Raw genomic sequence first — 25378 nt, 5'->3', positions numbered from 1 at the left:
CTGTTGGTGGTGTCGGTTTCCCGGGGACGCTACGCGCCCATCAGGAACCCGACGATCGTGAACGCGGCGGAGATGACGATCACACCCACGAGGAGCCGGCCGAGCCAGCCGCCGATCTCTCCGCCCTCGCCGCGGCGGGCGGAGACGGTCATGGTGACGCCGAGGATGATCAGGCCGACGACGGCGACGCCGAGGCCGACCCACTTGGCCCAGCCCATGACGGTGGTGAAGGCCTCGAACCCGGGGGGCATGCCGCCGGGACCCGGGTCCGGGACGACCGCGCCGAGCGCGCCCGCGGTGGTGAGGATGTCGGTCGTTGCTGCGAGCAGTGCAGACATGGTGTGCTCCGTTTTCTGTGTTGGGTGGTGCGGGGGTGATCGGCGCCGCGGGTGCGACGTCGACGGGGTCCGGTTATCCGGTGGTGAGGGGGCCGTCGGCGTAGGCGACGTCGAAGTGCAGGTGGTTCGGGGTGTCACCGAACTGGGTGATGTGCTGGTACGTGGTCGAGCGGCACTGGATCTGGCCGGCACGAGAGCCCTGGGGTACCTGCGGGTCCAGGACCGTCAGCAGTTGCAGTGCGTTCGCGTCGCAGCCGGTGGTGGCGGTGTTGTTGAAGGAGAAGAAGTCGACGGCGTTGCCGCCGCCGTTCATCCAGTGCGACGAGCCCGTGCCCGCTCCGAGCAGGGAGCCGGTGCACTGGCGGTTGAGGTCCGAGACGCCGACGTGCTCGAACGTGTTGAGCGCGATCGTGATGATCTGGAGAATGCGGACGTCGATGCCGCAGTTCTCCTTGGCGGTCCCGGCGGCCATGTCGCGGATCTGCTGCGCGTAGCGGTCCTCGAGCAGCCGCAGCCGGCCCTCCTCCATCGCCGTCACGAGGCCGGCCGCGAGTGCCTGCGCGTCGCCGGACACGGGGACGCATCCGCCGACCGGCGCGGCCGTCGACGTCGCGGTGCTCGTCGGCGTCGACGGGACGCTCACCGGCGCAGTGGTGGCCGTGGGTGCGGTCGCGCTGCTGCCGAGGCCGTTGAGGTACGTCATGATCGCCACGGCGTCGGCGCGGTACTTCGTGTAGTGGTTCGGGTCGGCGTTGCGCTGCACCTTGTTGATCGCAATGGAGGGCTCCATCGACTGCCAGCCCTCGACCGCGACGAGGCGGTCGTAGAAGAAGCCCGCCGAGGTCGTCGGGTCCATGCGCTGCTCGACGGTGCCCCAGCTCGACTGCTGCTGGAACAAGCCGATCGAGTCAGCAACCGACCCGTCCGGGTTGATCGCACCGTCCCCGTAGTTGATGTTCACCAGCGAGGATTCCCCGATCGCCGTCTGCACGCCGAGCGTCTGCCCATCGGCGCCGAGGCCCTTCGCGGCGCCCGCGTTGACGATCAGTGCTGCGTTCACGAGCTGGTCGTGCCCGTAGGCGCCGACCTTCGCGTCCGCGGGGATCGCGGACACGTTCACCGGTCCCCCGGCTGGCAGGCATGCGGCTACAGCCGCGCCGCCGAAGAGCAACACGTACAACAGAATCGCGATGGCCACCACCGGCACCATGACGAACGCCAGTACCCCCAGTCCCCCCTTCGCCACTGGATTACTCCGATGCCAGAGGAGTGATCTGGTCGACGGCCCAGGGGCCTGCCTCGTCGGTGCGGTGGACGTAAACCGAGTACTCCCCTGCATCCGTGGGCACGAGGATGCGCATCGTGAACGCGCCGTCGCCGTCACGGACGGTCGCAGCGCCCGTGAGGCTCGTGCAGGGCACGTTGGCCGGGTCGACCGTTTCATAGGCGACCGCCGCTTGCTGGCTGAGGAACGGGTACAGCTCAGCGATCCACATGTCGTAGTCCACGGAGGGGCGGCAGAATGCCGCGACAGCGGCCGTGGCGATCGCAAGAGTGTCAGCCTCGACGTTCAGAGCCGGCGCCGGCTCGGCGTCGACTGGTGCCGCTTCGGTCGCTGATGGGACCGGCGCCGGCGAACCCTCGGTGGCGTCAGGACTGGCCAGGACGGTCGGCATCTGAGCTTGCGAGGTCTCCGCCGCCGGAGGGTCAGCGGGTGTTGAGCATGCAGAGAGGAGTCCTGCGATCGAGACGGACACCCCAAGCAGCAGTGCGCGTGCGCGCTGCTCACCTACGGTCCGCTGGTGAACTCCACCCAAGTTGTGCCCCCTGCGAGATGAGCAGGAGCGACAGCCACCCCCACACCTCGAAGATATCACTCTATGGGGTCATAATTGCACGAGTTGACATCCTGAACTCATTCAGTGCAGTCTTGCTTCCACATCGATACCCGAAGATGTCTCGGCGGGGACCCCATACGCCATGATGTTGTGATGACCTCCGAGCCCGGCGCCCCCGATGTGCCTGCCTTGCCACCGGAGGTTCTGTTGACTCAAGCCGTTCTGGCGAAGAAAAACGGCGAAGTCATCCGCGCATTGTGGGGCGAAACCGGCATGTACTTCGGAGATCTGAAACGTTCCGTCGATATGACCGACGCATCACTTTCGCGCTGTCTCTCAACGCTCGAAAGTGCCGGTATCGTCCGCGTGAGTACTCATCTTCCACCCGGCGGACGTCGCGGGGTGTCGGTCATGTACTCGATAGACACCGAGCGATTTGATGAAGTCCTTAACGGCTTCACGTCGTGGATCAAGAGCAATCACACGCCGTAGCTGGCTTATTCCGCTTCAAGCTCCGCAAGGATGCGTTCCATTGCCGCCTCTGCTTCGGGTGAAATCTCCCCGATAGAGCGCATTTCTCTTCGAACTCGATTTCTCCGAAGGTCGAGGATGGCCGGCATGGCCTCATGGAGACGCGGCGGCACATCTTCTTCGGCCCGATAGAAGAAGGTGGAAGGAATGTCAAACAGATCGCCCAGCGCCTCAAACACGCCAATGTCCTTTGCGAGGACGTGAGAGCCGGACAGCATGTAGTGCCATTTGGTGCGAGAGAGGTCGACCCCTGCGGCCTTGACGTGTTCCTCCACCACGGCCCAGGACGGTTGACGCCCGTGCATGGTTTCGTAGCGGTCGGTTGCGAGTCGCAGACGCTGCGCCAGCTCCTCCTTCGAGACGGTGATCCCGCCCGGGCTCGTGGGGGTGCCCGCTCCTGACTCGGAATCAGTCATGAGGTACTCCCTGTCGTTCGTGCACGTAGGCGCGGGCTTCTTCTAACACTCTGTACTGGTCGCCAGAGAGATTCGCATGCAGCAGTAGGGCGTCCTCGCACTCGGAGAGGTAGCCGTACAGCTCGCTGTAGTCATCATCCGGACCACCGTTTCGGCGTCGCGCCGCCGGAACTTGTGTCGTAAGGTCCGTCCAGATTGGCCTCAGTTTGACCAAATGGTATCGCTCGCGCTGGTGCTGCTGACGAGCCCGCCACCGGTCAGTAATCGGCGCGTAGCTGAAGCCGGCCGCGAGGAAGGCACCGCCCGCCAGTGACAGGGTCAGATCCGTCCCTTTGGAGATGTGGTCCGAATCCACCCAGCCTCTAGCAACGAGCAGAGTTACCAGCAGCACTCCGAGACAACCGAGGGCGATCAGGTAGATAGGCAGCCGACGATGGAAACCGGAATGAACACGGAGATTCCTATGGCAGGCAACGAGTCCCATGCTTGCTGTCATGATGAGAGAAAGCCAGAGCACCGATTTGAAGGCGAGCGCCGACGTTTCGTGGTCATAGTGGATGAGTTCGACATCAGTAACGGGCCAGTTGCTGGCTGCGAAAATTTCCACTTGTAGACACGCGCCTGCTAGACCAAGCGAGTAGACAGTGAACCGCCGACGCATCCGATTGTTCGTAGAGCTGACAGAACGCATGATTATGTCATCAAAGATGATGGTTGCTACCAGTCCAGCCATATGCATTAGTAGAACGGCTCGGTTGTAACCACCTAAAGCATGATCGACTCCTGTGTAAAGGAGCGTATTCTTTAGAGCGAGGAGTATCGCAAAGCCCACGCACCCGATCGTCAACAAAGGATATTTGAAGGCATTCCGTGTCGCTATTAGGGCGATGACTGGAAGAGCGCTTGCTGCAACGATGACCCACTCGAGAATGGTCACCATAGCGTTCCGCCAAAACCGATATTGCGTTGCATTGACTGGTCCAGCGCGTCGGCCGCCTGTATCTTCGCGAGGGCGTCTGCGATGGCCTCCGCTAGGTCCTCCCGATCGACCCCAATCGTTACCTCCTGTTGATCGAGAAAGAACCACATCAGCACGTGTCCGTATTCATGTTGCAGATTGTGCTTGCGGTGTAGACGCGTCGTGTCGTGGGGAATATACATGACGTTCTTATTGCTACTTGTCCGCTGCCAGTAGCTCACCACTCCCCCATGCAGGAGAGCAGGAGGTGTGTCACGAAACACGATGTCTCTTCCGCAGAGGTCCTCCATGTAGGCGAGCAGGCTCTCCGCGGTCAGGGGTCGCGGAAGCTTTGCAGCGAGCATCACCCTCGACACGAGGGCGCGTACCTGTTTTGACCACACGGACACATTATGGTTCATTGAACACGTACAACACCGGTCGTTAGCGGCCAGACGGGGGGTGGTTCCATGCACGCATCGCACGCCGCACGGCTCCGTGCGCTCGCGGCTGCGCCGCGCGAGGCATGGGCCGACACCTACCGTCAGCTCGTGATGTTCGATCTGCCTCGCGACGCGCAGATCGGTCTCATGCTCAGCTACTACCGGTCCTTCGCTGTCCCGTCGATCGCCCGGACGCTCCACCGTTCAGGCGCTATCAAGTCGGATCCCAGAAAACGCTCAGTAGACACTGCGCTCATTCTCTACGAGCTCATCGACGGAGAACTTCAGTCAGATCGCGCGCTCGAGATGATCGACCTACTTGTCTCGGCTCATCGCCATGTGAAAGCGCCTAGCGAAGATTTCCTCTACGTTCTCTTCAGTCTTGCAATAGTACCGATTCGGTGGATAGAGAAGCATGGGTGGCGTGAGCTGACGTCGGCGGAGCAGGTTTCAACAATCGACTTTTACGCGAACCTTGGCCGCGTAATGGGTCTCAGAAATGTTCCAGGGGACGTCGACGCCGCGACCTCCTTCTATTGCTCCTATGAGGAGGATCGGATTGCCTGGTCGCGTGAGGGGCAAGAGCTGACCGACTGGACAGTCGGAGTCATCCGCTCCACTATGCCGAAGCCTGTCCGCCCCTTTGCGCGGCTGATCCTCAGCACATGGATTGGCGATGAGCGCGTGAGTCAGGCGCTGGGACTTCCTCGAACCAACGCCGTTGTCTCGGCGCTTTCCGCTGCTGCAATGAGCGTGCGGAATCGCCTCACGGCGCGCGCCCCCCGTCCCGCAAGCCCGCGATTCATGCAAGGCGTAACGGGGTCGGCCCAGTACCCGCACGGATATTCGTTGACAGATTTGGGGGCGCATCGATGATGAGCACGAAGGCCTTTGGCCCCGGGAACGGCACTGATGCGCTTGGAGCTATCCAGACGCTTGTCGAGCCGGACATGACCCGTGTGCTGAGCTTCCTCGCGGACACGGCGGCATCGCCGGCGCTGCTGGCGCGCGCTACTCGCCTGCGGCCGTCCGCGGTGCGCCTCAAAGTCGAAGCGCTCGACCGGTTGGGGCTCCTGATCCATCTGGGCGAAGACCTCCGCGTCGACCCCAACTCGATCGCGTCGTTCGTGGTCGCCGCGCGACGCTCGCTCGACCTGTGACGGCGACACACCGGGCAGCGCGTCTCGCGATCGCTAGCGACAGCGGTATGTTTCCAGGCATGGCTACTCCCAGGCGACCTCGCGGCTCGCTCAATGACGCCGTAGCGACCGGCTGGAAGGTTGAGCGCGCGGCGAAGGATCGTTTCGATCAGCTCGCGCGTCACGCCAACGTGTCGTCGGCTGTGTTCTTCGAACGGCTGGTGGAGAGCATCGAGGTCGATTCTCGGGGGCTGCCGGTGTGGTGGACCTCTGAGACCGAGCCGAACGAGGAGTTGCCGATCACCACGACTTAACGCATTAGGCCCGCCGCTCACGCGACGGGCCTAGAAGCTCTCGCTTCACACCCTCGCTTACCAGGGCTAACAGGTGTGAAGCAGTTCCAGAAGTACCGGTTTCTCAGGCCGGGCCTTCGTCATCCCCACCCGAGGGAGGAGAAGTGACCTCATCGTAAGCCACATTGCTGTGTCTGCGCACGCCCAAAACGCCGAAGTTGACTCCTTCTCGGCGCCCTGGGCACTGACGCGCAGGCTGAGCCCCCGTGCCGCGGTGCGCACGATGCGTCCGGACGCCTACGGGCGCCTGGACGAGAACGCCTATCCGGCCGCGTTCCCCGTCTCCGCCGTCGCGCCGGCCGCGCCGTGGGCGATCTATCTGACCGACGACGCCGGAGCGTTCCGGCTGCTGTGCTTCGACTTCGACGGCAAGGACTCCCACGGCGTCGACGCCGACCTCATGGAGCAGGCCGCAGACGACTGCGACGCCCTCTCTGCCGTCCTCGACGCGCACCAGGTCGCTCACGTCGTGTGCCAGTCCTCCGGCACCGGAGGCCGGCACCTGTGGGTCGCTCTCGCGGAAGGCGCTCCGGCCGAGCTGGTGGCCCGATTGGCGATCGCCGCTCGAGCAAACTTCCGCACCCTGGACCACGGGATGCTCCGCAACCCGCGCACCGGCGCCGCCCGCCCGCCGCTGTCCCCGCACCGCGACGGCAGCTTCTCGAGCGTCCTCCGCGGCCGCGCAGAGGAGCTGCTGGACAAGACCGTCACCGCGGCCGCGATCGAGGCCGTCACGGACGCCCTCGAAGCGTCCCGGCCGCCGCGGCGCGTCGACGCCACTCCCCCAGTACCCACCGCCACCGCACACCACACGCACCGAGCGCTCAGCGCTGCCGGCGCCGCCCACATGGCCACGCCTGGAGGCGGCGCGAATCCGTCGTGGACCGCGTTCATGTGCCTGCTCTCCGCCGCGCACGCCGGCTGGTCCTTGACCGACGTCGAGCACGCCGCTCGCACCGCTCCCGGGATGGAGCACTACCGCACCAAGAACACCGGCCGCGGCCACCGCCGGCCCCGCGCCCGCGACGAGGCCGCCGAGCGCCTGGCGCGGCAGTGGGAGAAGGCCCGCCAGTACGCGGCGCTGCACGCCGTTCTCCCGCCCGAGCGCGAGCCGAGCGACCTGGCGGAGCTGGACAGCCTCGTCGGCGCCGTCAGCGCCCTCCTCGACCGGTTCCGGGTGAGCCCGGGCCGGTGGGGCAGGACCGAGCGGGCGACGTCGGAGAAGACGATCCTCACCGCCCTGGCCTACCTCACCCTGCACACCGGCAAGCGCACCGTCGCCGCATCTATCCGTGACCTCGCCCTCCTGGCCGGCCTGGGCCGCACCACGGCCGCCAGCGCCCTGCGGACGCTGCGCGAGGACGGCTACGTGCAGCTCGCCGTCCGCGCAGACGGATCCAACGCCAGCGAATGGCGACTCTCCGAACACTTTTCCACAGGCTCCCTGCAAGGTCCGGTCACAACCACTAATAACCCCCGCCCCCCCGGGCCGCTCTTCACCGAACGAACCATGCTCCTCACCACGCTCGAGGCCGACCTCACGGACACTCGGCACGACCTCTTCACCCGCGGCGGTCTCGGACACCTGGCAGGGAAGGCGTACGCGCTGCTGCGCCGAGAAGGAACCCTCGCCGTCGACGCCGCCGCCACGCTGCTGGGAGTGACTACCCGCACCGCCGCCACAGCCCTCTCCCGCCTCCGCACCCACCGCCTGATCATCAAGCACACCAACGGCTGGACCCAGGCCAAGCGTGACCTCCGAACCGCCGCCGCTCGCGCGATCGGCGTCGACGGAGCCTTGAAGGATCGAGCGCACCGCTACGACGTCGAGCGCGAAGTCTGGGCCTGGTGGCTAGCCGAGCTCGCCCACCGCTCCTCCTCCCCCAGGCAACGACCGCGACGCCGACACGTGTCGAGCCGTCCCCTTTTCGAGGACAGCACCGCTGGTGAGCGCGTCTGGCCGCTCTACCCCCGCGACGCCGCCGGCCGCGGCGATCACCGCGAGGCGCTGCACTGGGGACGCACCGGCATGCTCGCCCCCGGCTCGCTCTGGTGGTCCTCGACCGCCGCATGACGTCGATTGCACGCGTTCGAACATATGTTCTACTGGCGGCGTGGGAACGAACCGACGCTACGAGCGCCACGTCGGCGCACAGATCGATCGACGCATCGAAGAGACGGCCGGCCGCGGCCACCCCATCGGCCTGACCGACGACGAGTTGGACAAGACCCGGCAGCGGCCCACCTGGGCCGCCACTCCCCTGCCCGTCTGGGCTTGGGTCCGCTACCCCGGCACCCCCGTTCGCGTTGAGGGCTTCGCGATCGCCTGGACCGCCCGAGCCGTCATGGTCGAGTGGCAGGACCGCGACACCAGCCGCCGGCTCTGGGTTTGGGCCTCTGCCGTCGAAGCCAGGTCGGCGCCGGCTGCTCTATAGAGCCTCGACGCTGCGCGTCGTGAGGGACGGCCGGCGAGCCGGCCGACTAAATGCACCCTTCGGGTGCCGTTTCTTTGCCGTGAAGCCTTCGGCGGCTCGGTCGCTGCGCTCCCTCGTAGCCACCTACGGGCTCCGTTCAAGTGGCTCCGCCACCGGCTCCTCCGAGACTTTCGGCACGCGGTCGCTGCGCTCCCTTATTTCGCGCCGAAACTCTCTCCCCCGCCGCCCTCCGGGTTGCACTACGCCCTCCGGTTGCTAAGGCGGAAAACCGCCTCCACGGCAAAAAAACGTGGGGGACAGCGAGAGCTAACAGTACTAATACCATCAACGGAGGTAACCGAAATGGCCCGCAAGATCACCAGCACCAAGACCGCCGAAGAGCGCCGCGAGCAGGCCGAGGCGCTGCAAGCGTCGATCGCTGAGCAGGTCGAGGAGCTGCGCGGCACGGAGCAGTGGACGCGCTTCCTGACCTTCGCGCAGGCGTTCCACTCCTACTCGCTCAACAACGTTCTTCTGATACTCAGCCAGATGCCCACCGCGAGCCGCGTCGCCGGGTTCCGCAAGTGGCAGGCGCTCGGCCGCCAGGTGCGGAAGGGCGAGCGCGGCATCCGAATCTTCGGCTTCCGTCAGAAGAAGGTAGCCGCCGAGGACGTCGCAGAGGGCGAGGAGACGACGACCGACGAGGAGGGGCAGAAGGTCGTTCGGTTCTTCCCCATCCTCTCCGTGTTCGACATCAGCCAGACGGACCTCATCGACCCCGAGGCGGGCGACCCCCAGGCGCTCGCACAGCGGCTCACGGGTGACGACTTGCTCGGCATCACGGCGGCCGTCGAGGATTACCTCTCCGAGGAGGGATGGACCGTCGAGCGCGAGAACATCCCCGGTGAGGCCAACGGCTACACGACCACGGACGGCACGTGCCGCGTCGTGATCGACGCCAACCTCTCCCCCGCCCAGGCCGCCAAGACTGCGCTGCACGAGGCCGCGCACGTCATCCTCCACGCCGAGGAGGACGAGGAAGAGTACATCGAGCACCGCGGCATCAAGGAGACCGAGGCCGAGAGCGTCGCGTACGTCGTCGCTGGGATTCTCGGGCTCGACACCAGCGCCTACAGCATCGGATACGTCGCCAACTGGAGCAACGGCGAGCCCGAGACGATCAAGAGCACCGCCGCCCGGGTGCTGCGCGCTGCACACACCCTGGCCGACGCGCTGACCGCCGACGAGGACGCCGACACCGAAGAAATTTGAGCCCAATAGTACTATTGCCGTTGCCATCCGGTGGCGGCAATAGTACTATTAGGGGTAGAAGGTTTGGAGGACCACATGACCACCACAACAGTGACCACCCGCAAGTGCATGTTCTGCGGCGAGGCCAGCCGCGTCGAGCTGACCGCCAATCAGGCGGCGCTCTACCGGACCGGAACGCCCATCCAGGACGTGCTGCCGGATGTCCCGGCGGACCAGCGCGAGCTGCTCATCTCGGGTACCCACCCCGCGTGCTGGGCTGGCGCCTTCGGATAGCACCGCTCATCCCAGCCGACCTAAATAGTACTTTTACCAGCATTGGAGCATCATGAAGAACCAGCCTCAGACCGACCGCAGCGCGTCCACCGTCGACGGTGGGCGCGCGAGCGCCGACCAGCTCGCGCTCATCTGTGCCACCCACCGCCAGGACGAGCCCGAGTCGTTCGAGTCCGACTCGGATGCGGCGATCCTCGCGCACGTCCGCAACACGCTCGCCCTCCCCGGGGAGGGTGGCCCGGGCGGGTTCCCCGTCACTGACGACGGCACCGCCTACGCCGCCGCGCTGGTCGCGTTCCTCACCCCCGCTCGCGCTTGACTCACAATAACTCGAATAGTACTATTAGTAGTAACAGGAGAGAGGATCACGCCATGACCGCATCGGCACTTACCCCCTACGACACGGGGGAGCGGCTTCAGCCGCAGCTCTGGGAGCCCACAAGCGAGCGCGAGACGTTCGGGCGCGTCGACTTCGAGGACAACGAGGAGCGCACCGTGTTCGGCGCGCACGTCGACCTCACGCCCGCCGGGTACGTGCTGCGCCTGACGAACCTCTACGACCCGTTGACGATCGACGTCGACGACGCGCGGACGCTCGTCGTCTCCGACGATCTGCGCGCGGGTGTGGAGGCGCTGCTGGCTTTCGCTGAGCGCGGTTACGAGGACTTCAAGTACCAGGCCGAGCACGGCGACTACTCACCCCAAGACCAGGCCGCATTGGCCGACCGGTGGGCACTCGCGCAGCAGGCGCAGGCCGCGATCCTTGGCGACGCGGCCCTTATCGCAAACTAACCCGAATGGTACTGTTACCGGGATTGCCGCTAGGCTCCCGGTAACAGTACTGTTCCTCATTGGAGGTACCACCATGACCGCTCAGATATTCGCCCTCTGCAACCAGAAGGGCGGTGTGGGCAAGAGCACCACCACGTTCCATCTAGCCCGCGCCGCAGTGCTGCGCGGACAGCGAGTGTTGGTGGTCGACAACGACCCCCAGGGCAACCTCACCGCCGTGGCCGCCGCCGAGGGCGTCGCAGACGACCAGGCAGGCTTGGCAGACGCGCTCAGCGAGCGCGCGCCAGAGACACTGCGCGACGTCATCGTGGCGGGGGTCTGGCCGGGGCTCGATGTCGTGCCCACCACCGGCGTCACTCTCGGTTACGTCCGCGACGAGCTGGTCATCGCCGGAGCGGGGCGAGAGGGGCGGCTGCGCCGCGCTCTCGCGGCCGTAGCGGACGACTACGACCTGATCCTCATCGACTGCGCCCCGTCGCTGGATCAGCTCACGATCAACGGCCTGACGGCCGCCCAGGGCGTCGTGGTGGTCACCCACTCGAAGCTGTGGAGCACCAACGGGCTCGCGCAGCTCCTCGACACCATCGAGAACGTTCGCGGCTACTACAACGCCGAGCTGCGCGTCGCGGGAATCATCGTCAACCAGCACGAAGAGCGCACCGTCAGTGGCGCGACGTGGCTGGAAGAGCTGCGCAGCGCCGCGGAGGCCCGGGGCCTCAGTGTCCTACTCCCGCCGATCCCCAAGCGCGTCGTCATCGCGGACGCGACCGAGGCCGCCCGCGGCCTGGACGAGTGGGGGAGCGCCGAAGCATCCGCACTCGGCGCCATCTACGCCGACCACCTGGCCAGCATCGAAGGAGAACGCCCGTGAACCGCCCCGCACCCCGTAAGTCCAGCCTGGCCGGAGCAAATCCCATCACCCCGCCTCAGATCGCGGCTGCGGAGCCGGCAGCAGAGCCGCCGGCTCCGCAGGACAGCCCGGCTCGGTCGGCGCCGCCGGCCCCCGCGATCGAACAGCAGGAGACGCCGGCCGCGAAGCCGATGACGAAGCCGAAGTACCCGCCCAAGGTGAGCTTCTACCAGGACCCCGTGGACACGTCTCGAGTACGCGGCGCGATCCGACACACCCAGGTCCAAGAAGGCACCCGCACTCTCTCGCAGTTCATCAATGACGCGGTGATGGAGAAGGTGGCGAGGCTCGAAGCTCAGTACAACGGAGGCCAGCCGTTCCCGTCCGTTGGAGCGCGCGAGCTGCCCCAGGGCCGACCGATGGGGGAGTGACCCACCGAACATGCAGGGCCGGCCCTCGTCGGACCGGCCCCGAGGAGGAGAGCCCCCTCGACCGCTCGCCGCACGCCCGGAACGGCCAGGCGCGCCCGAACGGCCGTCAGCGGCGGGGTCGCGGCTTGTAGGTCTTCCCCGCTCGAATGTTCCGGTTCTCGATCACGCCGACGACCGCCAGGCCCACGGCGACGGCGACGATCAGCACCCAGCCCAGGACGTTGAACCACTCACCGCTGAACGCCGCGTAGGTCTGCTCGCCTGCGATTCCGAGGAACATCAGCGACAGCCCGCCCCACACCCCGCCGTTCGCGATCGACGCGGTCCACGCCAGCGGCGTCCGAGGAGTCCGGGGAGTACTCATGTCGCCAGCGTGCCACGCTCGGCTGAGGGGCGCGCGTCCTCCTCCGTAAAATCCGAGGATGGTTTCGGCACTTGTTTGCAAGATCGTCAACAAGCACGAGCGCGACATCCGCGCGATGCAGCGCACCCTCTTCACCGACGCGGGGGAGCGGATAGCCGGCGCCGGCATGACCGACGCCCAGGCGATCGCCGCAGCGCGAGCGCGCGCGTCGAGCCTCCCGCGCCTGCGCGGTCGCTCACTGACCAACCGGCGTGCAGAGGTGTCGGTCATTATGGACCGCGGCCCAGCCGCGCAGCTCGAACCCGACTCCGGCGTCGACCCGGCACTCTCGCTCGTCAGCGTGTCCGTGAAGGGCTCGAATCTCCTCGTCGGGAACTCAGAGATCCTCGACACTGACGAGTACGCCGCATGGGCGCAGGCGGCCGTGGGGGAGTCGTGGGCGAGCCGGCTCTACTCGGCCGGCGCCCTGTCGGGCAACAACGACAAGCGGCTCTCGACGTTCTACTTCTACGTGTTCACCGACCGCGACGGCCAGGCCGTCGACAAGCCCGAGGGATGGAGTCTCCCGCTCGAACCTGTAGGCCCGTGAGACACCACACAGGCGCTTGAACTCAGCCGCCACTGGCTTTGCCTAGTCCACGTAAGAACTTGGCAAGTTCGGTCCAGCTCCTCTGGCTTTCTCTTTCAGGCGCGAGCTTTGCCCGCGCAGCGGTGACGGAGCACCGCCAAGAGGAAGCCGCTACGCGGCTCTTTTTCTGTTTTCTTCACCTCTCCGCGGTTTCAACCTATTTCGCTCCGCCGGCTGCGTGCCGTCTCTCTCGGACGCGGTCGCAAGCTCCCTTATTTCGCCCGAGAGAGCCAGCACTCCGCCAGCTCCACTCAATTGGTTTTCACTCGCCGGAGAGGCAAAGAAAAACGATCAGTAAGGGAGAGCAGAGATGGATGCCATTCGCATCACGGCCGATGAATTCGAGACGGTGAGCATTGCGGACCCGGGAGAGGAAGCGCACGTCGCTGAGTTGCAGGCGGCGATCGGCTGCCACTGGTTTGACGTGATCCGCTGCAAGCACGGGATCGATCTATGGGTCGATGACGAGGGCATGATCAACGGGAGCACCATTAACCGCCCCGCGACGTTCCTGGCCAACCTCCTCGGCTACCCCAGCCCCGTCTACGGGAGCGCCGTGGTCCTCGGCGGGAACGCCGACACGGGAGACACCGTGCCCCTCACCCCGGAGCAGGAAGCGCGCGTGCGCGACCTCCTCGGCCTTCCTGCGACGACCGAGACGGACGCCTGATGAGCGCTCAGCGGAACAACCCGATCCTGCGCGACCTCCGCCAGACTGCCCGACTCCTGCGGAAGCCACAGGCGCAGGTCGCCGCAAACTGGCTCCGATCGCCCGGATTGCTCGACTACTCCCCGACCAAGAGCGTCGGAATCACCGCCGAGCAGCACGCTCACGCCCTGCAAATCATCCGCCGCCTTGCCGGGACCATCGACGCTTCGAGCGCCAGGTCGCGCCAGTGAGCGGTGCGGGCCGGCCTCCCGGGCCGGCCCGTGAGGGGCGACCCCCTCACGCTCCCCCGACACCAGTCAGGACGACGGAAGTTGGTCGGAGTCGTCGTCTGAGATGTCGATGGCGAGAGGAGGCTGTGACGGGCGGGGAGGTGGGACACGGTTGCCGTGCTCCTCCATCCGTTCTTTGATTTCCCCCGCAATTTCATCCAGTACTTCATCCAAGGTCGTAACCCGGGCAGCGGCATCGGTCGAAACTGTCACCGGAACGTACCGCTGGTTGAGGTCGTCGGGTTTGAATGCGTAGATACCCACTCCATCGGAGTAGGTGGCGGTCAAGATCTGTGCTTCTTTCACCATGCGGGCGTACTGCTTCGCCTCATCATGGTTACCGGTGACGCTTTCGAGTCGCGCGGCCCACAGGGTGTATACCCGAGGATCGGCTTTCTTCCTCCACGCGTTCCAGTTGTGGATGCTGGTGCTGTGCCGAGCAAGTTTCAGGTCCGTTGCCTGGAACTTCAGTTCTTTGCGCCGGTTGGTCCAGTCGGCGAGACCACCGCGGGGCTTGCCGCCCTTCACTCCAGGTGCTCCGGTGAGCTTCGCTTCACAGCAGATGAGGGGATCGCGTAAAACTGCTGTGTCGCGGTCGGGCCAGGCGATGTCGATCTGGTGGTTCTGCGAGAAGCCGGCGATCTTGCTCCTGGACGCGAGGACGCTGGTGGTCTTGTTGCCGAGGATCAGGGCCATGATTTCGGAGAACCAGTTGCCTTTGCTGCGGTAGAGGCCTTCGCCGGTTTCGTCCTTGTCGACGGCGGCTCCGACCGCTCGCGGGGTGCGGGGGATGACGTGTTCGCGCCGGTAGGTGTCGATCGACCACAGCAGGTCGAGGAAGTCGACCTCGACGCGACTGAACTCGCGAATGTGCTCGTCCTGAATCCGCTCCTTGAGGAGGAGGAGCTTCTGGGCGGGATTCCCGACCAGGGCCTCGACTCGCGCTTGATCAGCAGGGTCCCGGGATGCGCGCCGCGCGTCAGCCACATCTCCTGGCGCGTCGAGGTCTTCGGGGGAATCGATGTCCGCGATGGGGTCACTCTCCTCGGTTGAGTCGGCGGGATCGAAGCTGCCGTGCTGCTTCGAGGAGTTCCGCGATCTCGGCCTCGGCCAGTCCGACGCCGGTACCCAACACTGCGGCGTCGACGCGCTTCGCGACTTCGGTCCACTCACCGGCGGCGAGCTGCTTCTCCAGTTTCGACTTCATCGGTTTCAGTTCCGCCCATGCGGCGGCCAGGACGCTCGCGTTGGGGACGGGGAGACTGGTTGCTTCGCGCGGCTCCATTTTCAGGATGCCGCCGCCGTAGGAGCGGCCGTTGATTTCCGCGCCGAGCATGGTCGCGGAGTTCAAGCACAGCAGGGGCAGCGCGGCCGCGGCGTCCGCCGAAGCGTCAGCGTGGAGCCGAATGCCGTGCATGGAGTTCAGGAACCCGACCTTCGCCGTGTTCGTGATCAGCCGCGGGTAGTTGTGGCTCATGTAGGTGAAGAAGAGGTCCGGCGGAGCCGCGACCGGAGGACGCCACCACGGCGATCGGATCTGGCACTTGTACGCCTCGTTGACGTGCAGGGATTCGCCGTAGGCGGTGTACGCGCGGCGCGCATCGGAGTCGTCGGTGGGCGCGGGCCGGAAGAGCCACACGCGCTCACCGCGCTCGCGCAGCTCCTGCCAGTGCTTCGCGGTGAACACGGACGAGTGGAAGTGGCGAGTTCCGGGTGGGCTGATCTTGACGAGCTGGCTCTCCGCGAGCCCGTATTCAAGCCGCGTCGCCTCAGTCAGTGCGAAGAACGAGTTGCCGCCGGTGACGGCACCCAACTCGACGCGCCCGTAGTCACCGAGTGCGGAGAAGTGGCTGCCGATGACCTCGCGGTACAGGCCCCGCTGCTTCTTGGGGATGAGGATGTCAGTCCACTTACCCGACGTCGGCGGGGTGACGTTCGTGTGCGTGTACGGGCGGAGCTGAGCGAGGTCGTCGGCGGAGTCGACGTGATACAGCGAGAACGAGTCGCAACCACCGCGACCCTCGGCCAGCAGGAGCACGACGTCGGCCAGTGCACCCTCGAACTGAAGTCGTTCGAAGAGCACAAGGCTCACGCGCTCGAATCGGCTCCGCAGCCACGCGCGGATCGGTTCGGCGTATCCGACCGTCAGCAGCTCCGCCGGCAGAACCATCGCCAGCCGTCCATCGGGCTTTAAGAACCCGGCCGAGTGCACCAGGCTCGCCGCCCATGAGGACGCGAGGCCGCTGAGGCGGACGCCGCCTCGCAGAGCCGCCTCCGCCGACAGGCGCCGGGACACGCCCACGTGCTCCTGGTAGCGCACGAACGGCGGGTTTCCGATCACCGCGTCAACGAACGGGACGGTCGCGCCGAGCATGTCTGGGGTCTGCACGGCAAAGAAATCAGACGCGATCAGCGTCCCGTCCAGCCCCTCGTCCTCCAGTAGCGTCATCGCTTCAACGAGGGACGCTTCGTGAAGATCAACGCCGAAGAGCTGGCTGTCGAGGTCGCCGGCGGTCTGCCCGAGGCGCTTCAACTCCTGGCCTGCGGCGATGAGGAACACCGCTTCGCCGCAGGTGGGATCGAGGACACTCGCGCCCGCATCCCCACGGATGGCCCACTCGGCCAGGTGTTCAGCAATCGCAGGCGGCGTGAAGAACGCGCCCCGCGCCTTGCGCAGTTCCGCGGAGTCGCCGGGCAGCAGTTTCACTTTCCCACCCTAGGTTCGACCGCGGACATTGCTGGCTACGACGGTACCCCGCGACGCGCAGGCACGAGATCCGAGGTCAGTCCTCGAGCATCTCTCGGCGCGCGCCTTCGCCCATGCTGTCGTAGTCCTCAGCAATGAGCTGGTCGAGGTAACGCTGCTTCGGAGACTCCGAACGAGGACCCCTCGTGCTCGACGTCGATCCGGTCAGCGTTTCAGGTGCGTCAGTTCCATCAGGCTCGTCGCTCATGCAGCTACGGTAGCGACCCTCGACGCGCGCTGAGCAGGTGTTTTGGCTTTGGCTTGCGCCTTAGGCGAGGAAGGCCGGAGCCCGAGCGGACTCCGGCCTTTTGGCATCGCGATCAGGCTGCCCTAGATGCGTTGTGACGGCGCGCGGGCCGCCCATCGGTTGCCGTACTCGTATCTGCGGTCTCCTGAAGGGCCGCAACGAGCCTGGGGTCGTTGAGGAAGTTTTGTTCAGCGACGGTCAGGACAACAGCCGGCTCAAGAACGAGGCGCCCACCGGGCTCCTCGGTCACGAGGTACTGGCCGTGCTGCGCAAGCTTGCCGAGGCTCACGCGCTTCCTTCCGTCGACCTGGATGAGGGTGCTCATGGTCGCCTACTTTTCAGTTCTTGTGTCTGTGTCTGTGTCTGTGTGGTCCGCTCTGGGACCGTCTTGTGCGTGCCAGTTTACCCCTAAACCGTCGCGCCGCAAGTGGGAGCTGGGGTAATGGGGCAAACGGGTGTAGGATGAGTGAATGCACCTCAAGATGGACCCGCGAGTAACAGCGCAGTTCGCCCTATACGATGCGCAGGATCCCGACCTCGCGGACGCGTTCGATGAGATTTTTGACCTCCTCGAACGAGATGACCCCGCCGATCCGGGGCACTGGCGTCTGCGCAACAAGCTCATCCGCCCAGCAAACGCCTTCGTTGTCACTGTCCGAGTGCGGGGCCGAGATCAGGCGTACTACCTGTTCTGGCAGCCCCAGGACATGCAAGAAACGGCCGTCGTTCGCTTCATTGGAGACGGCGCGGCCGACCTCTCCTGAGCGCACTATCCGGACGCGACCCCGGCTGGTTGACTGCAAGCGCAGGCTCGGCCCACCCCAGCCGCAATGCCGTGGCGACGCGGTCGGCGCCGACCGTCACCTCAAACGTGCGAAGTCGGAGAAATCTCCGCCACCTGAGGCGGACAGGTAGTCCGAGCTGACGTGGGTGATGAGGCATCCTGCTTGTTGCAGTCGATCCCGAAGCGCCTGTCGGCGCTCAGGGGAGTTGTCCATCGCCACGCGGTGTCGACCGTCGATATCGCTCCACAGATCACTGTCCCCGTAGGTGACGATGATGGTCCGGCTCGGAACACGACCGAAAGCAAGCCCGGCTTCGAAGATCACGTTGGGTCGAGCTTGAAGTCGTCGGATCGACACGCCGAGGTCTGGGTGAAGCGCCGCCCATTCGTCAGGCGTGATGAGCGCGACGATGGCCTGAGCCCGAGTGAACGCCAAGTCGATCGCGGCCCCGGTGAAGGGGCTGCCCTCTCCTGAGTCGTTGACGATCGTCTCGAACTCCAACGGCACCAGGTGCAGCGCTCGCAAGAAGGTGAACATCGCCGTCCGCGCCCTCTGATCCTGCCCGTAGATCACCGCTACGCGTTTGCGAGCATCGAGGTCAGTTGGAGCGGTTGGCCGAGGTGGGAGGGGAAGGGTGGCGGGCGGCGCCGGTTCAGCAGCGGACGCGGGAGCTGCGGCTGTCGGCTGTCCCTGGTCGGGCAGGACGTACCCCTGAGACGTCCGCGTGACACCGTGGCGGTTCAGCACTCTGGTTTCGAGAGTGCGGTAGGCGTCAGAGTCCATCCGGAACTCGGAGGCAGGATGATCGACGTAGAGCGCGTTGAGCAGATCCAGAACGTACCGATCGGTGTCTGCTTCGTTTTCGAAGATGTGCCTGATGATCGCGGCGCTGCGAGTAGGCAGATTGCCAGTTGTGTTGAGGTTGAACGTTTCCTGATAAGTGTTCATGTTGCCGTGCGTCATGCCGGCCTGCAGCGCGTGAGCTAGATGCCGGCGGTCGTCACGATCGAATGTCTGCGAAGGCATAGGCAGAGGCTAGGTCCTGGGGGCTGGTCGCCGGTTACGCAGGTGCGGGGCGCGTCCCGTATGGGGATGGTTGACCGGACAGTTGCGAAGCGGATCTCGTCTGAGACGATCGGCTCGGATCGGACACCACTGAGCATGAGCACGCCACCAGAAGCAGCAGCACTCGCGCGAGACGCTGCGGCGCGCACCGATGACGCCGCCCTGATGGACGGCGCGCGCCGAGGCGACCGGGCGGCGTTCGGCCGGCTCTACGACCGGCACGCGGCGACGACCTACCGCTATGCCCTCAGTATCGTCCGCGCGCCCGCCGACGCCGAAGACGTCGTGCAAGACGTATTCCTCACCACGTGGACGCGGATCAACGACGTCGCGATCGTAGACACATCCGCCCTCCCGTGGCTGCTTACCACCGCACGGTTCACCGCCCTCAACCTCATCCGAACCAAGACCCGTGCACGGAACCGCACCGAGGACGCGGACCTGTCCCTGCACCCGGATCGACGCGGCACCCCTGACGAGGAAGTCGCGAGGCGCCAGCTCGCCGCGGCGATCAAGGAAGCCGTCTCCGAGCTCTCCGACACCGATCAAGCGTTGTACTACCTGTGCATCGAGCAGGGCAGCAGCTACGCCGACGCCGCGAAAGCACTCGGCTCCACCCACGGTTCCATCCGTAACCGGCTCAGCAGGCTCCGGGCCTCACTCCGCACCACCCTGCGCCCCTTTGAAAGGGAGAACTGATGACCCACGACCTCGGCCCGACCACGGAACAGCTCACCAGGATGCGCGCCACCATCCTCACCGACATCGCTGCCCGCCACCGCTCCACCAAGCGCCGCCGCCTCGTCGGTCTCGGCCTCGCGGCCGTCGTCGCGACCGGCACCAGCGCCGCCGCGATTGCCGTCACGCAGGCCAGCAATGACGAAGCGAACACGAGCTTCGACTGCTACTCCGTCGCCGACGTCCGCGCGGACCACGGCACGAGCAGCCTCGTGGACGATGACCGCAACACATTCGAGCTGCTTCCACTGTCGGAGCGGGTCGCCGCCGCCCTCGAACGATGCGAAGCGAGCTGGAGCGCCGTCCCCGACGAGCCCTACCCGGGAAGCGGACCCATCGACGTACCCAACCCGACGGTCTGCGTCCTCGCGGACACCAGGCTCGGCGTCTTCCCGAACAGAGCGGGCCAGCCCACCGGCCCCTTCTGCGAAGGACTCGGCCTCGAACCGCCGACAGTCGCGGCATCTGCCGACTGAGCCATCCCACGGAAGGCGTTACGTCCCGTAAGAGGATCGCTGGCCGGGCGTCTGGGAGGATCAGCGCATGTTGCTGGACGCCGAGCTTGCCGCAGCGCTCGAGGCTGTCGGGATGCGGCGGCGTCATCCGGTTTCGGAGTACGACTACCGGATCGATGACGTGCGGCTGGTCGCTGGTCTGCTCGACTTTCGGCTTGTGCAGGTCGGCGGTCACACGGCTCGGATCAGGATCGCGTTGCCGTCGTCGGGAAATGATCAGCCCTGGATCTATGCCACCCCGCGAGATGCTGCGGACTGGACTTCGCAGCTGCTCGTGTGGATCGATGAAGAGGTGGGGACCGGTGGGCTTTCCGGCGGACGACTCCGAGTTGAGGAGGGCGGCGTGACGTACGTGGTTGTCGCGCCCTACGGCTGGCGGAGGGCCAGCGAGGAGGAGCACATGCGACTGCTTGACGGGACACGCGCGTAGAGGGCGTGCTTCCGCGGCTCGGAGGGGCGGATCAACCCCGGTGATCTGACCGTCCCGCATGGGGATCGATCTGCGGGACGCTTTCAGCGGACCGCTCGGAGGGGCTTGGCGTCGTCGTCGCTTGCTCGTGATGCCGCCAGGGTCGACCGCAGGTCTTCTCGTGCTCGTTGGTAGCGGGTGCGTGCCGTGGACGCGGGGACGCCGAGGAGTTGTCCGGCTTCGGTGATGGAGAAGCCGTCCCAGTGAATGAGGCGGACGAGCTCGGCCTGTTCTGGCGCGAGCCTGGCGATCGCATCGCGCACGTCGACTCCTTCGTCGGCGGGGCGTCCTTCGGTGGAAGCGGTCGTGAGGACGCCGCGGAGCCGGCTGGAGAGGTCGGCTCGCCTGTTCTCAGTGCGGGTGCTGTTCGAGAGGACGTTCCGGGCGATGCCGAACAGCCACATCCGCGACTCCTCCGCGGTGCGGGGAAGGGCGCCGACACGGCGCCATGCGGTGAGCATGACGTCCCCGAGTGCGTCGGCGGCGTCCTCGAGAGGGAGGCGGCGTTGCAGGTACTTGAGCAAGTCGGGCGAGGCGACGCGCAGCGCCTCGGCGAGTCGCTCCGCCTCATCGGACTTCTGGCGGGTCACCAGGTCGCTCCGGGGCAGCGGGCCTCGCCCGCGATGCTGAGGTTCGCGGCGTCGACGTCGACGTTCTGCGCAGCGAGTTCGGCGTCGAGGGCGTTGCTGATGATGCGTCCAACCGCGGTCGAGTACTCCCGGTCGGCGTTGTAGAACTCGGTGCCGTAGCCGGCCGACGTGCGGGATCCGTCAGCGTTGATGAAGGATTGGTCCTCGGTGCGCAGTTGCGCGACGGTCTCCTCGAGCGCACCGTCGCTGAGGAGAGCGTCGATGTCGGTCGTCTGGTAGAAGTTCTCGACTACGGCGACGGCCGCCGGATCGGTCCCTTGAACGTCTCCCATGCGCTCCTCGCATTGGACACCGCTGGGCAGCGAATAGGTGATCGAGGCGTCCGGCGTCTCCGCCCACGGCGACCACGCGCCCGTCGCCGCGGCGGCCGCTGTCGCCATGCCACCGAGTAGTACCAGCGAAGCGACTCCGGCGACCGCAGGACGGGCCCAGCGGTGGCGGCTGACGCGGGCCTCTGCCGCCGCGAGCTGTTGCAGCTCGGCCAGCTCGGCGGCGACGTCGTCCGTCACTGTCGATGTGCGGGGGCTGGACTCATTCAGCAGGACGTCCAGGGGGTCTCGGTCAGGGGCGGCAGTCATGACGGGCTCCTTCGAAAGCGGGTTCATCCTGTACATGTCCACCCGACCCGCAAACGTCTGCCGCAGCACGAAATCGGCTCGCCGCCCTCGTCAGGGCGCCGGCGACCACGCCGGACGTCAGGTCGCGAGGGACGCGGCGAGCTCGGCGGGCGCCCCCGCGGAGCGCGGCTGCCACGATTCGAAGACGCCGTAGGCGATGATCCGCTCCGCGGTCGATAGCAGCGGATTGCAGCTCGTCATCGTGATCAGGCGATCGGTCGGAGCGATGTCGCTCGTCCAGGGGATGGGATCGATGACCTGCGCCTCCGAGGGCTGCACGTATTCGAGGTTCCGGAACCGGTAGGTGTACCAGCCGTCGGCGGTCTCGATGTAGATCGCGTCACCTAGTTGCAGCTCATCGATGAGGTGCATTCCTCCGCCGGCGGCGGAGCGGTGCGCGGCGATCGCGAAGTTCCCCATTTCGCCGGGCATCTGCGTTCCCGGGTAGTGGCCGATGCTGCCCACGTCGAGCACGTTCTCCGCGTCGACGCCCTCAGCGATCGTGCGCACCCACCCCTCGCCGTACCGGGGGATGTAGAGGTTCCCGAACGTCGTGTCCAGAGCCGCGACCGGCGCGATCACCGGGTCAACAGGCGCGGCCGGCTCAGCGCTCGGCTGTGACGGCACCTCAGCGGACGGCGCGCCATCGCCCCAGCTCTGGCGCAGCTCAGCCGCTTGATCGGTCTGCCGGCCTGCGATTACGGCGTCGTTCCACCACAGCTGCCAGGCGAGGAACAGCAGAACGAGCACCCCTGCGGTCATCAGCAGCTCGCCTAGGACACCGAAGAAGGACAGGCGTCGACGGGCCGGACGGCGCCGGCGCCGCGGCACGTCCACGGATGACGGAGCGGTCATGCGAGGAGTCTAGGTGTGCCGCTCTCACCGGCATCGCTACGGGAGACGTCTCGTGCGGGAATCGTTCGACGGTCCGACGTTTTGGGCCACTGCTCGTTCTCGCGCGCCGTCGCCGTCCCTTCCGCTGCCTGCCCTGACCCACTGGCAAGCGCGTCACCGCAAGCGAATCGCGTCGCAGTGTTCAGCCCGGAGTGCACCGGGCCGAACGATCAGATAGCGACGGACGGTGTAGTAGCTGCTCCATCCGGCGTGTTTGTGCGAATACTCGGGTTCCGGGTGCGTGACGGGTAGACGAGGGCTAGACCGGCTGCTGCAATCCAGCACGCTGTCCAGAGGCCGTGTCCGGGAGTGCTGTCGGCGCTGCCCCATTCGACCCAGAAGAATCCTGGGTCTGCCACAGGGCAGGCGATAACAACTGCTGCAACCGTCGCTACCCCTGCGGGAACCCAGGGAACGAGGCGTGCGACCACCAGAGCTACAACGACGAGAGCGAGGGCGCCCCAGAGATACAGAAGGGGCATGAGGTCGTATGACGACATGGCCTCAGCGCAGGACGGGTTCATTTCATTCCATCTAGCGCCTGTGCATGGCTGCCAGTAGGACGACGTCGTCCAGGTCACCCACAGTGAGATGCCCATGAGCGTACCCGCGCACGCCAACCGGACTAGAGCCTTAGTGTGCTGGCGTCGCCCCATGCTGAAAATGCTAGTCCGCCGACCGTCCCGGTGGACGATCGTTCATCGGTGCACGCAGACGCGACACCGAGCGCCTGTCGTTCCTCACGGTCGCCTGCACAGCTCGTCGCTGCGTCCCAAACCTCGTGCAGATGACCGTGAACGTTCAGGTCTTCGAGTTCGTCTGCACAACCGACGTGAGCGCGCCGGAATCGTCAGCCGCAGTAGTGATGCTCGAGTACTTCACCCCTCGAAGAAGTAGTGCAGCACTCACCCCGCCGACTACAGCCGCCACGACACCGAGACCGACAGCGATCCCCGCCGTCATCGGATCACCCACGACGGCAGCTACGCCGGCCGCAACAACCCACGGAACGCTCGACCCTACGGCCGGCCCAATAGGGCTGATCAGCGGGGACGACTCGGTGGCTCGTCCCGACCGCAGAGTGATCAGAATCGCCACGAATCCTCCGGCGACGGCAGCCAGGGCACTGACCCCACCGATAATGGCGCCCACCATAATCAAGTAGGCGAAGGCGCCCCACCCGCCCTGTTCGCGGAAGTCGGAGTTACCCGTAAGGACCAATCCCAGACCGAGCAGCGCACCCAGCACCACGCCGACGGGTACAGCACAGAGAGCGGCCCTCCGATGAAGATGGACGATCTGCCGCATGTAGCCACGTTAGCCGGAGAGTCTCCCGGTCAGCGCAATGGCCGTCCCGTAAGAGGATCGTTCACCGATGCGGATCTGACCCGAGTGGTCCAGCGCGCTCCTGCCGTTCACCCGTTGGTCCGATAGTGATGTTGTGCAGACGCTGTCGCTCAAGGCTTCCGCAGCGATCGCGGGCGCAATCACTCTCCTCGCCCTCGTCGCGGGCGTCTTCCTCGACGGATTCTCGTTCGCGTGCAACGAGTCCCTTCCGCCTCAGTGCACGGGGTTTGACGTCGCGTGGCCGGCTCTGTGCTCTGTCGCCCTCGCGACCCTTGTTCTCCTGGTCGTAGCGATGCGCGCCAGCAGGCGCTCTCACGCTCGATGGAGGTCGCTGCTGCTCGCCTTGGGCGTGGTCGGCGCCGTCACCAGCTGGGTTCTCGCTCTGCGTACCGCCATGATCATCGGTTGAGCAGCCCACGGCACGGTCGAACGACCGCTTGTTCCGTATGGAGATCGTTCATCGGGGCGAGGGGGCGGTGGCCTTCGCTTCGACCGTGTGGATCTAGCTCAGGTTCACCTTCGAGTTCTATGTTGAGCCCATGAAGCGACTCGCGACGTCAGGCCAGTTGGTTGGATGGACAATCGCCTTGCTCGGGGCTGCTGGTGCCGCCGCGTTCCTGGTGCACTGGAGCTCGTGCCTCGGTGGCCTGAACGAGGGTTGCTACAGCGCCACACAGTCAGACTTCACGTGGATCGCCACAACGATCGTCTGGGCCATCGCCTTCCCGCTCGTGATATTCGGCGCCTTCGTACTCTCGCCAGGACGACCCGTCACGCTGATTGGTGTTGGGCTCCTCATGGTCATCAACCCCCTCACCGACCCTGGAGCGTTCTTTCTCCCGTGGGATGTCGCGGACACCTTGCCCTTTACCGGCGTCGCCACGTCGCTAGCTGCTGTGACTGCAGGTGTCCTCCTGGCCGGATCTTCCTACCGAGCCCGTCGGCCCGATCACAGCCGAGTCGGGAAGCCAGCGCCCGCTGACGTCGCCTACTGACCTTCGATCGGACTTGGGTCGTCCCGTTAGGGGATCGTTCACCGGTCGCGTATCCAGCTACGGGCAGCGGTAGGTCTTCGCGAAGTCGGTTGCCGTGAACTGCCTTCCCTCGGTCATAGAGGTCAGTGACGGGCAGATGTCGTTGTTGTGCGCCGCCGCTACGAAGGGGGTCGCTGCTTGTGGGACGCAGCCGTAGTCCTGGTCGGGCTGGTCGAGGATTCGCAGCTGACCTGTCTCCCCGGCGGCGAGGTGAAGATCGGACCAGGAGCAGGACCAGGTGAGTGAGGCTCCGGTGTCGTTGGTGATGCTGACGTAGTGGGAAGGGCCATGC

At 65.8% G+C, this 25378-nt stretch carries 38 protein-coding genes; 21 read left to right on the top strand and 17 right to left on the bottom strand.

The genetic code is table 11. The features are described 5' to 3' along the window. Positions 1 to 29: 29 nt before the first annotated feature. The 3 genes from C5C71_RS13230 to C5C71_RS13220 form a co-directional block, all read right to left on the bottom strand. On the bottom strand, positions 30 to 338 hold the full coding sequence (locus tag C5C71_RS13230) for a hypothetical protein (protein ID WP_104224227.1): 309 nt from the start codon (positions 336 to 338) through the stop codon (positions 30 to 32). Between the two features lie 73 nt (positions 339 to 411). Further along, complete coding sequence (locus tag C5C71_RS17655) at positions 412 to 1452, bottom strand: hypothetical protein (protein ID WP_181065710.1); 1041 nt, start codon at positions 1450 to 1452, stop codon at positions 412 to 414. Positions 1453 to 1588: 136 nt separating this feature from the next. Next, positions 1589 to 2014 carry a hypothetical protein gene (locus C5C71_RS13220; protein WP_104263446.1) on the bottom strand — a complete coding sequence of 142 codons (426 nt, stop codon included), beginning with the start codon at positions 2012 to 2014 and terminating at the stop codon, positions 1589 to 1591. Between the two features lie 315 nt (positions 2015 to 2329). Between C5C71_RS13220 and C5C71_RS17325 the strand changes: the two genes are divergently transcribed. Next, positions 2330 to 2668, top strand: a complete 339-nt coding sequence (locus C5C71_RS17325) for a helix-turn-helix transcriptional regulator (protein WP_146076968.1) — start codon at positions 2330 to 2332, stop codon at positions 2666 to 2668. Between the two features lie 5 nt (positions 2669 to 2673). Here C5C71_RS17325 and C5C71_RS13215 read toward each other — a convergent pair whose 3' ends face one another. Genes C5C71_RS13215 through C5C71_RS17315 form a run of 3 tightly spaced genes read right to left on the bottom strand, consistent with a single transcriptional unit; the run spans position 2674 to position 4485 of the window. After that, the gene (locus tag C5C71_RS13215; protein WP_104263445.1) at positions 2674 to 3123 is read right to left on the bottom strand and encodes a hypothetical protein; all 450 of its coding nucleotides are present in this window, start codon (positions 3121 to 3123) and stop codon (positions 2674 to 2676) included. Further along, entirely contained in the window at positions 3116 to 4063 is a 948-nt protein-coding gene (locus C5C71_RS17320) for a hypothetical protein (RefSeq protein WP_146076969.1), read from the bottom strand. Before C5C71_RS17320 ends, C5C71_RS13215 begins: the two co-directional genes overlap by 8 nt. Further along, the gene (locus C5C71_RS17315; RefSeq protein ID WP_146076970.1) at positions 4057 to 4485 is read right to left on the bottom strand and encodes a hypothetical protein; all 429 of its coding nucleotides are present in this window, start codon (positions 4483 to 4485) and stop codon (positions 4057 to 4059) included. Before C5C71_RS17315 ends, C5C71_RS17320 begins: the two co-directional genes overlap by 7 nt. A 147-nt stretch (positions 4486 to 4632) precedes the next feature. Here C5C71_RS17315 and C5C71_RS17310 point away from each other — a divergent pair, with 147 nt between their 5' ends. The 11 genes from C5C71_RS17310 (at position 4633) to C5C71_RS13170 (ending at position 12048) form a co-directional block, all read left to right on the top strand. After that, on the top strand, positions 4633 to 5400 hold the full coding sequence (locus C5C71_RS17310; protein ID WP_146076971.1) for an oxygenase MpaB family protein: 768 nt from the start codon (positions 4633 to 4635) through the stop codon (positions 5398 to 5400). Continuing rightward, on the top strand, positions 5397 to 5684 hold the full coding sequence (locus C5C71_RS13210; protein ID WP_104263444.1) for a hypothetical protein: 288 nt from the start codon (positions 5397 to 5399) through the stop codon (positions 5682 to 5684). The genes C5C71_RS17310 and C5C71_RS13210 overlap by 4 nt, the downstream gene beginning before the upstream one ends. 59 nt (positions 5685 to 5743) lie before the next feature. After that, complete coding sequence (locus C5C71_RS17305) at positions 5744 to 5977, top strand: hypothetical protein (protein WP_146076972.1); 234 nt, start codon at positions 5744 to 5746, stop codon at positions 5975 to 5977. 262 nt (positions 5978 to 6239) lie between these two features. After that, positions 6240 to 8090, top strand: coding sequence for a hypothetical protein (locus C5C71_RS13205; RefSeq protein WP_374953064.1), 1851 nt, complete (start codon positions 6240 to 6242; stop codon positions 8088 to 8090). A gap of 40 nt (positions 8091 to 8130) precedes the next feature. Further along, the gene (locus tag C5C71_RS13200) at positions 8131 to 8451 is read left to right on the top strand and encodes a hypothetical protein (protein ID WP_104263442.1); all 321 of its coding nucleotides are present in this window, start codon (positions 8131 to 8133) and stop codon (positions 8449 to 8451) included. A 342-nt stretch (positions 8452 to 8793) separates the two neighbouring features. Next, positions 8794 to 9702: an ArdC-like ssDNA-binding domain-containing protein gene (locus C5C71_RS13195; protein WP_104263441.1), complete on the top strand. Its 909-nt coding sequence runs from the start codon at positions 8794 to 8796 to the stop codon at positions 9700 to 9702. A 75-nt stretch (positions 9703 to 9777) separates the two neighbouring features. Continuing rightward, positions 9778 to 9975, top strand: coding sequence for a hypothetical protein (locus tag C5C71_RS13190; RefSeq protein ID WP_104263440.1), 198 nt, complete (start codon positions 9778 to 9780; stop codon positions 9973 to 9975). Positions 9976 to 10027: 52 nt separating this feature from the next. Beyond that, entirely contained in the window at positions 10028 to 10294 is a 267-nt protein-coding gene (locus C5C71_RS13185; RefSeq protein WP_104263439.1) for a hypothetical protein, read from the top strand. 53 nt (positions 10295 to 10347) lie between these two features. Then, the gene (locus tag C5C71_RS13180; RefSeq protein WP_104263438.1) at positions 10348 to 10767 is read left to right on the top strand and encodes a hypothetical protein; all 420 of its coding nucleotides are present in this window, start codon (positions 10348 to 10350) and stop codon (positions 10765 to 10767) included. 73 nt (positions 10768 to 10840) lie between these two features. Further along, entirely contained in the window at positions 10841 to 11638 is a 798-nt protein-coding gene (locus tag C5C71_RS13175) for a ParA family protein (protein ID WP_104263437.1), read from the top strand. Continuing rightward, the gene (locus C5C71_RS13170; RefSeq protein ID WP_104263436.1) at positions 11635 to 12048 is read left to right on the top strand and encodes a hypothetical protein; all 414 of its coding nucleotides are present in this window, start codon (positions 11635 to 11637) and stop codon (positions 12046 to 12048) included. The genes C5C71_RS13175 and C5C71_RS13170 overlap by 4 nt, the downstream gene beginning before the upstream one ends. A 106-nt stretch (positions 12049 to 12154) precedes the next feature. Here the strand turns inward: C5C71_RS13170 and C5C71_RS13165 are convergent, their stop codons facing one another. Next, the gene (locus C5C71_RS13165; protein ID WP_104263435.1) at positions 12155 to 12412 is read right to left on the bottom strand and encodes a hypothetical protein; all 258 of its coding nucleotides are present in this window, start codon (positions 12410 to 12412) and stop codon (positions 12155 to 12157) included. A 58-nt stretch (positions 12413 to 12470) separates the two neighbouring features. On the opposite strand from C5C71_RS13165, the gene C5C71_RS13160 reads away from it, so the two are divergent. The 3 genes from C5C71_RS13160 to C5C71_RS13150 all read left to right on the top strand — a co-directional run bounded on the left by C5C71_RS13160 (position 12471) and on the right by C5C71_RS13150 (position 13940). Continuing rightward, on the top strand, positions 12471 to 13001 hold the full coding sequence (locus C5C71_RS13160) for a hypothetical protein (RefSeq protein ID WP_104292760.1): 531 nt from the start codon (positions 12471 to 12473) through the stop codon (positions 12999 to 13001). A 349-nt stretch (positions 13002 to 13350) separates the two neighbouring features. Then, on the top strand, positions 13351 to 13710 hold the full coding sequence (locus tag C5C71_RS13155; protein ID WP_104263433.1) for a DUF3846 domain-containing protein: 360 nt from the start codon (positions 13351 to 13353) through the stop codon (positions 13708 to 13710). Next, a complete protein-coding gene (locus tag C5C71_RS13150) occupies positions 13710 to 13940 on the top strand; it encodes a hypothetical protein (protein WP_104263432.1) in 231 nt (76 codons plus the stop codon). Before C5C71_RS13155 ends, C5C71_RS13150 begins: the two co-directional genes overlap by 1 nt. Positions 13941 to 14006: 66 nt before the next feature. On the opposite strand, the gene C5C71_RS13145 is transcribed toward C5C71_RS13150, so the two are convergent. The 4 genes from C5C71_RS13145 to C5C71_RS13135 form a co-directional block, all read right to left on the bottom strand. Further along, on the bottom strand, positions 14007 to 14966 hold the full coding sequence (locus tag C5C71_RS13145; protein ID WP_104263431.1) for a hypothetical protein: 960 nt from the start codon (positions 14964 to 14966) through the stop codon (positions 14007 to 14009). Between the two features lie 49 nt (positions 14967 to 15015). Next, a complete protein-coding gene (locus C5C71_RS13140; RefSeq protein ID WP_104263430.1) occupies positions 15016 to 16686 on the bottom strand; it encodes an N-6 DNA methylase in 1671 nt (556 codons plus the stop codon). Between the two features lie 76 nt (positions 16687 to 16762). Further along, positions 16763 to 16933, bottom strand: a complete 171-nt coding sequence (locus C5C71_RS17650; protein WP_181065555.1) for a hypothetical protein — start codon at positions 16931 to 16933, stop codon at positions 16763 to 16765. Between the two features lie 112 nt (positions 16934 to 17045). After that, positions 17046 to 17297, bottom strand: a complete 252-nt coding sequence (locus C5C71_RS13135; protein WP_104263429.1) for a hypothetical protein — start codon at positions 17295 to 17297, stop codon at positions 17046 to 17048. Positions 17298 to 17442: 145 nt separating this feature from the next. Between C5C71_RS13135 and C5C71_RS13130 the strand changes: the two genes are divergently transcribed. Then, positions 17443 to 17736, top strand: coding sequence for a hypothetical protein (locus C5C71_RS13130; RefSeq protein WP_104263428.1), 294 nt, complete (start codon positions 17443 to 17445; stop codon positions 17734 to 17736). Between the two features lie 96 nt (positions 17737 to 17832). On the opposite strand, the gene C5C71_RS13125 is transcribed toward C5C71_RS13130, so the two are convergent. Continuing rightward, positions 17833 to 18783, bottom strand: coding sequence for a TIR domain-containing protein (locus C5C71_RS13125; RefSeq protein ID WP_104263459.1), 951 nt, complete (start codon positions 18781 to 18783; stop codon positions 17833 to 17835). Positions 18784 to 18849: 66 nt separating this feature from the next. Here C5C71_RS13125 and C5C71_RS13120 point away from each other — a divergent pair, with 66 nt between their 5' ends. From C5C71_RS13120 to C5C71_RS13110, 3 genes are all read left to right on the top strand, one after another. After that, the gene (locus C5C71_RS13120; RefSeq protein WP_181065556.1) at positions 18850 to 19521 is read left to right on the top strand and encodes an RNA polymerase sigma factor; all 672 of its coding nucleotides are present in this window, start codon (positions 18850 to 18852) and stop codon (positions 19519 to 19521) included. Continuing rightward, positions 19521 to 20036, top strand: coding sequence for a hypothetical protein (locus C5C71_RS13115; protein ID WP_104263426.1), 516 nt, complete (start codon positions 19521 to 19523; stop codon positions 20034 to 20036). Before C5C71_RS13120 ends, C5C71_RS13115 begins: the two co-directional genes overlap by 1 nt. Before the next feature lie 67 nt (positions 20037 to 20103). Beyond that, on the top strand, positions 20104 to 20505 hold the full coding sequence (locus C5C71_RS13110; RefSeq protein ID WP_104315595.1) for a hypothetical protein: 402 nt from the start codon (positions 20104 to 20106) through the stop codon (positions 20503 to 20505). Between the two features lie 83 nt (positions 20506 to 20588). On the opposite strand, the gene C5C71_RS13105 is transcribed toward C5C71_RS13110, so the two are convergent. The 4 genes from C5C71_RS13105 to C5C71_RS13090 form a co-directional block, all read right to left on the bottom strand. Continuing rightward, entirely contained in the window at positions 20589 to 21134 is a 546-nt protein-coding gene (locus C5C71_RS13105; protein WP_104263609.1) for an RNA polymerase sigma factor, read from the bottom strand. Then, the gene (locus C5C71_RS13100) at positions 21131 to 21772 is read right to left on the bottom strand and encodes a hypothetical protein (protein ID WP_146076973.1); all 642 of its coding nucleotides are present in this window, start codon (positions 21770 to 21772) and stop codon (positions 21131 to 21133) included. Before C5C71_RS13100 ends, C5C71_RS13105 begins: the two co-directional genes overlap by 4 nt. A gap of 117 nt (positions 21773 to 21889) precedes the next feature. Then, a complete protein-coding gene (locus C5C71_RS13095; RefSeq protein WP_104315594.1) occupies positions 21890 to 22666 on the bottom strand; it encodes a class E sortase in 777 nt (258 codons plus the stop codon). 840 nt (positions 22667 to 23506) lie between these two features. Then, complete coding sequence (locus C5C71_RS13090) at positions 23507 to 24013, bottom strand: hypothetical protein (protein ID WP_146076974.1); 507 nt, start codon at positions 24011 to 24013, stop codon at positions 23507 to 23509. Positions 24014 to 24146: 133 nt separating this feature from the next. Here C5C71_RS13090 and C5C71_RS17645 point away from each other — a divergent pair, with 133 nt between their 5' ends. Continuing rightward, positions 24147 to 24461: a hypothetical protein gene (locus C5C71_RS17645; RefSeq protein ID WP_104263611.1), complete on the top strand. Its 315-nt coding sequence runs from the start codon at positions 24147 to 24149 to the stop codon at positions 24459 to 24461. 130 nt (positions 24462 to 24591) lie between these two features. Beyond that, a complete protein-coding gene (locus C5C71_RS13080) occupies positions 24592 to 25047 on the top strand; it encodes a hypothetical protein (RefSeq protein ID WP_104263612.1) in 456 nt (151 codons plus the stop codon). 57 nt (positions 25048 to 25104) lie between these two features. Here C5C71_RS13080 and C5C71_RS17800 read toward each other — a convergent pair. Beyond that, the coding region (locus C5C71_RS17800; RefSeq protein WP_181135074.1) for a hypothetical protein at positions 25105 to 25378 on the bottom strand (274 nt) is incomplete at its 5' end.

It is taken from the genome of Rathayibacter sp. AY1C1, from assembly GCF_002932105.1.
GTDB lineage: Bacteria > Actinomycetota > Actinomycetes > Actinomycetales > Microbacteriaceae > Rathayibacter.
This window is presented reverse-complemented; position numbering and strand designations above follow the sequence as displayed.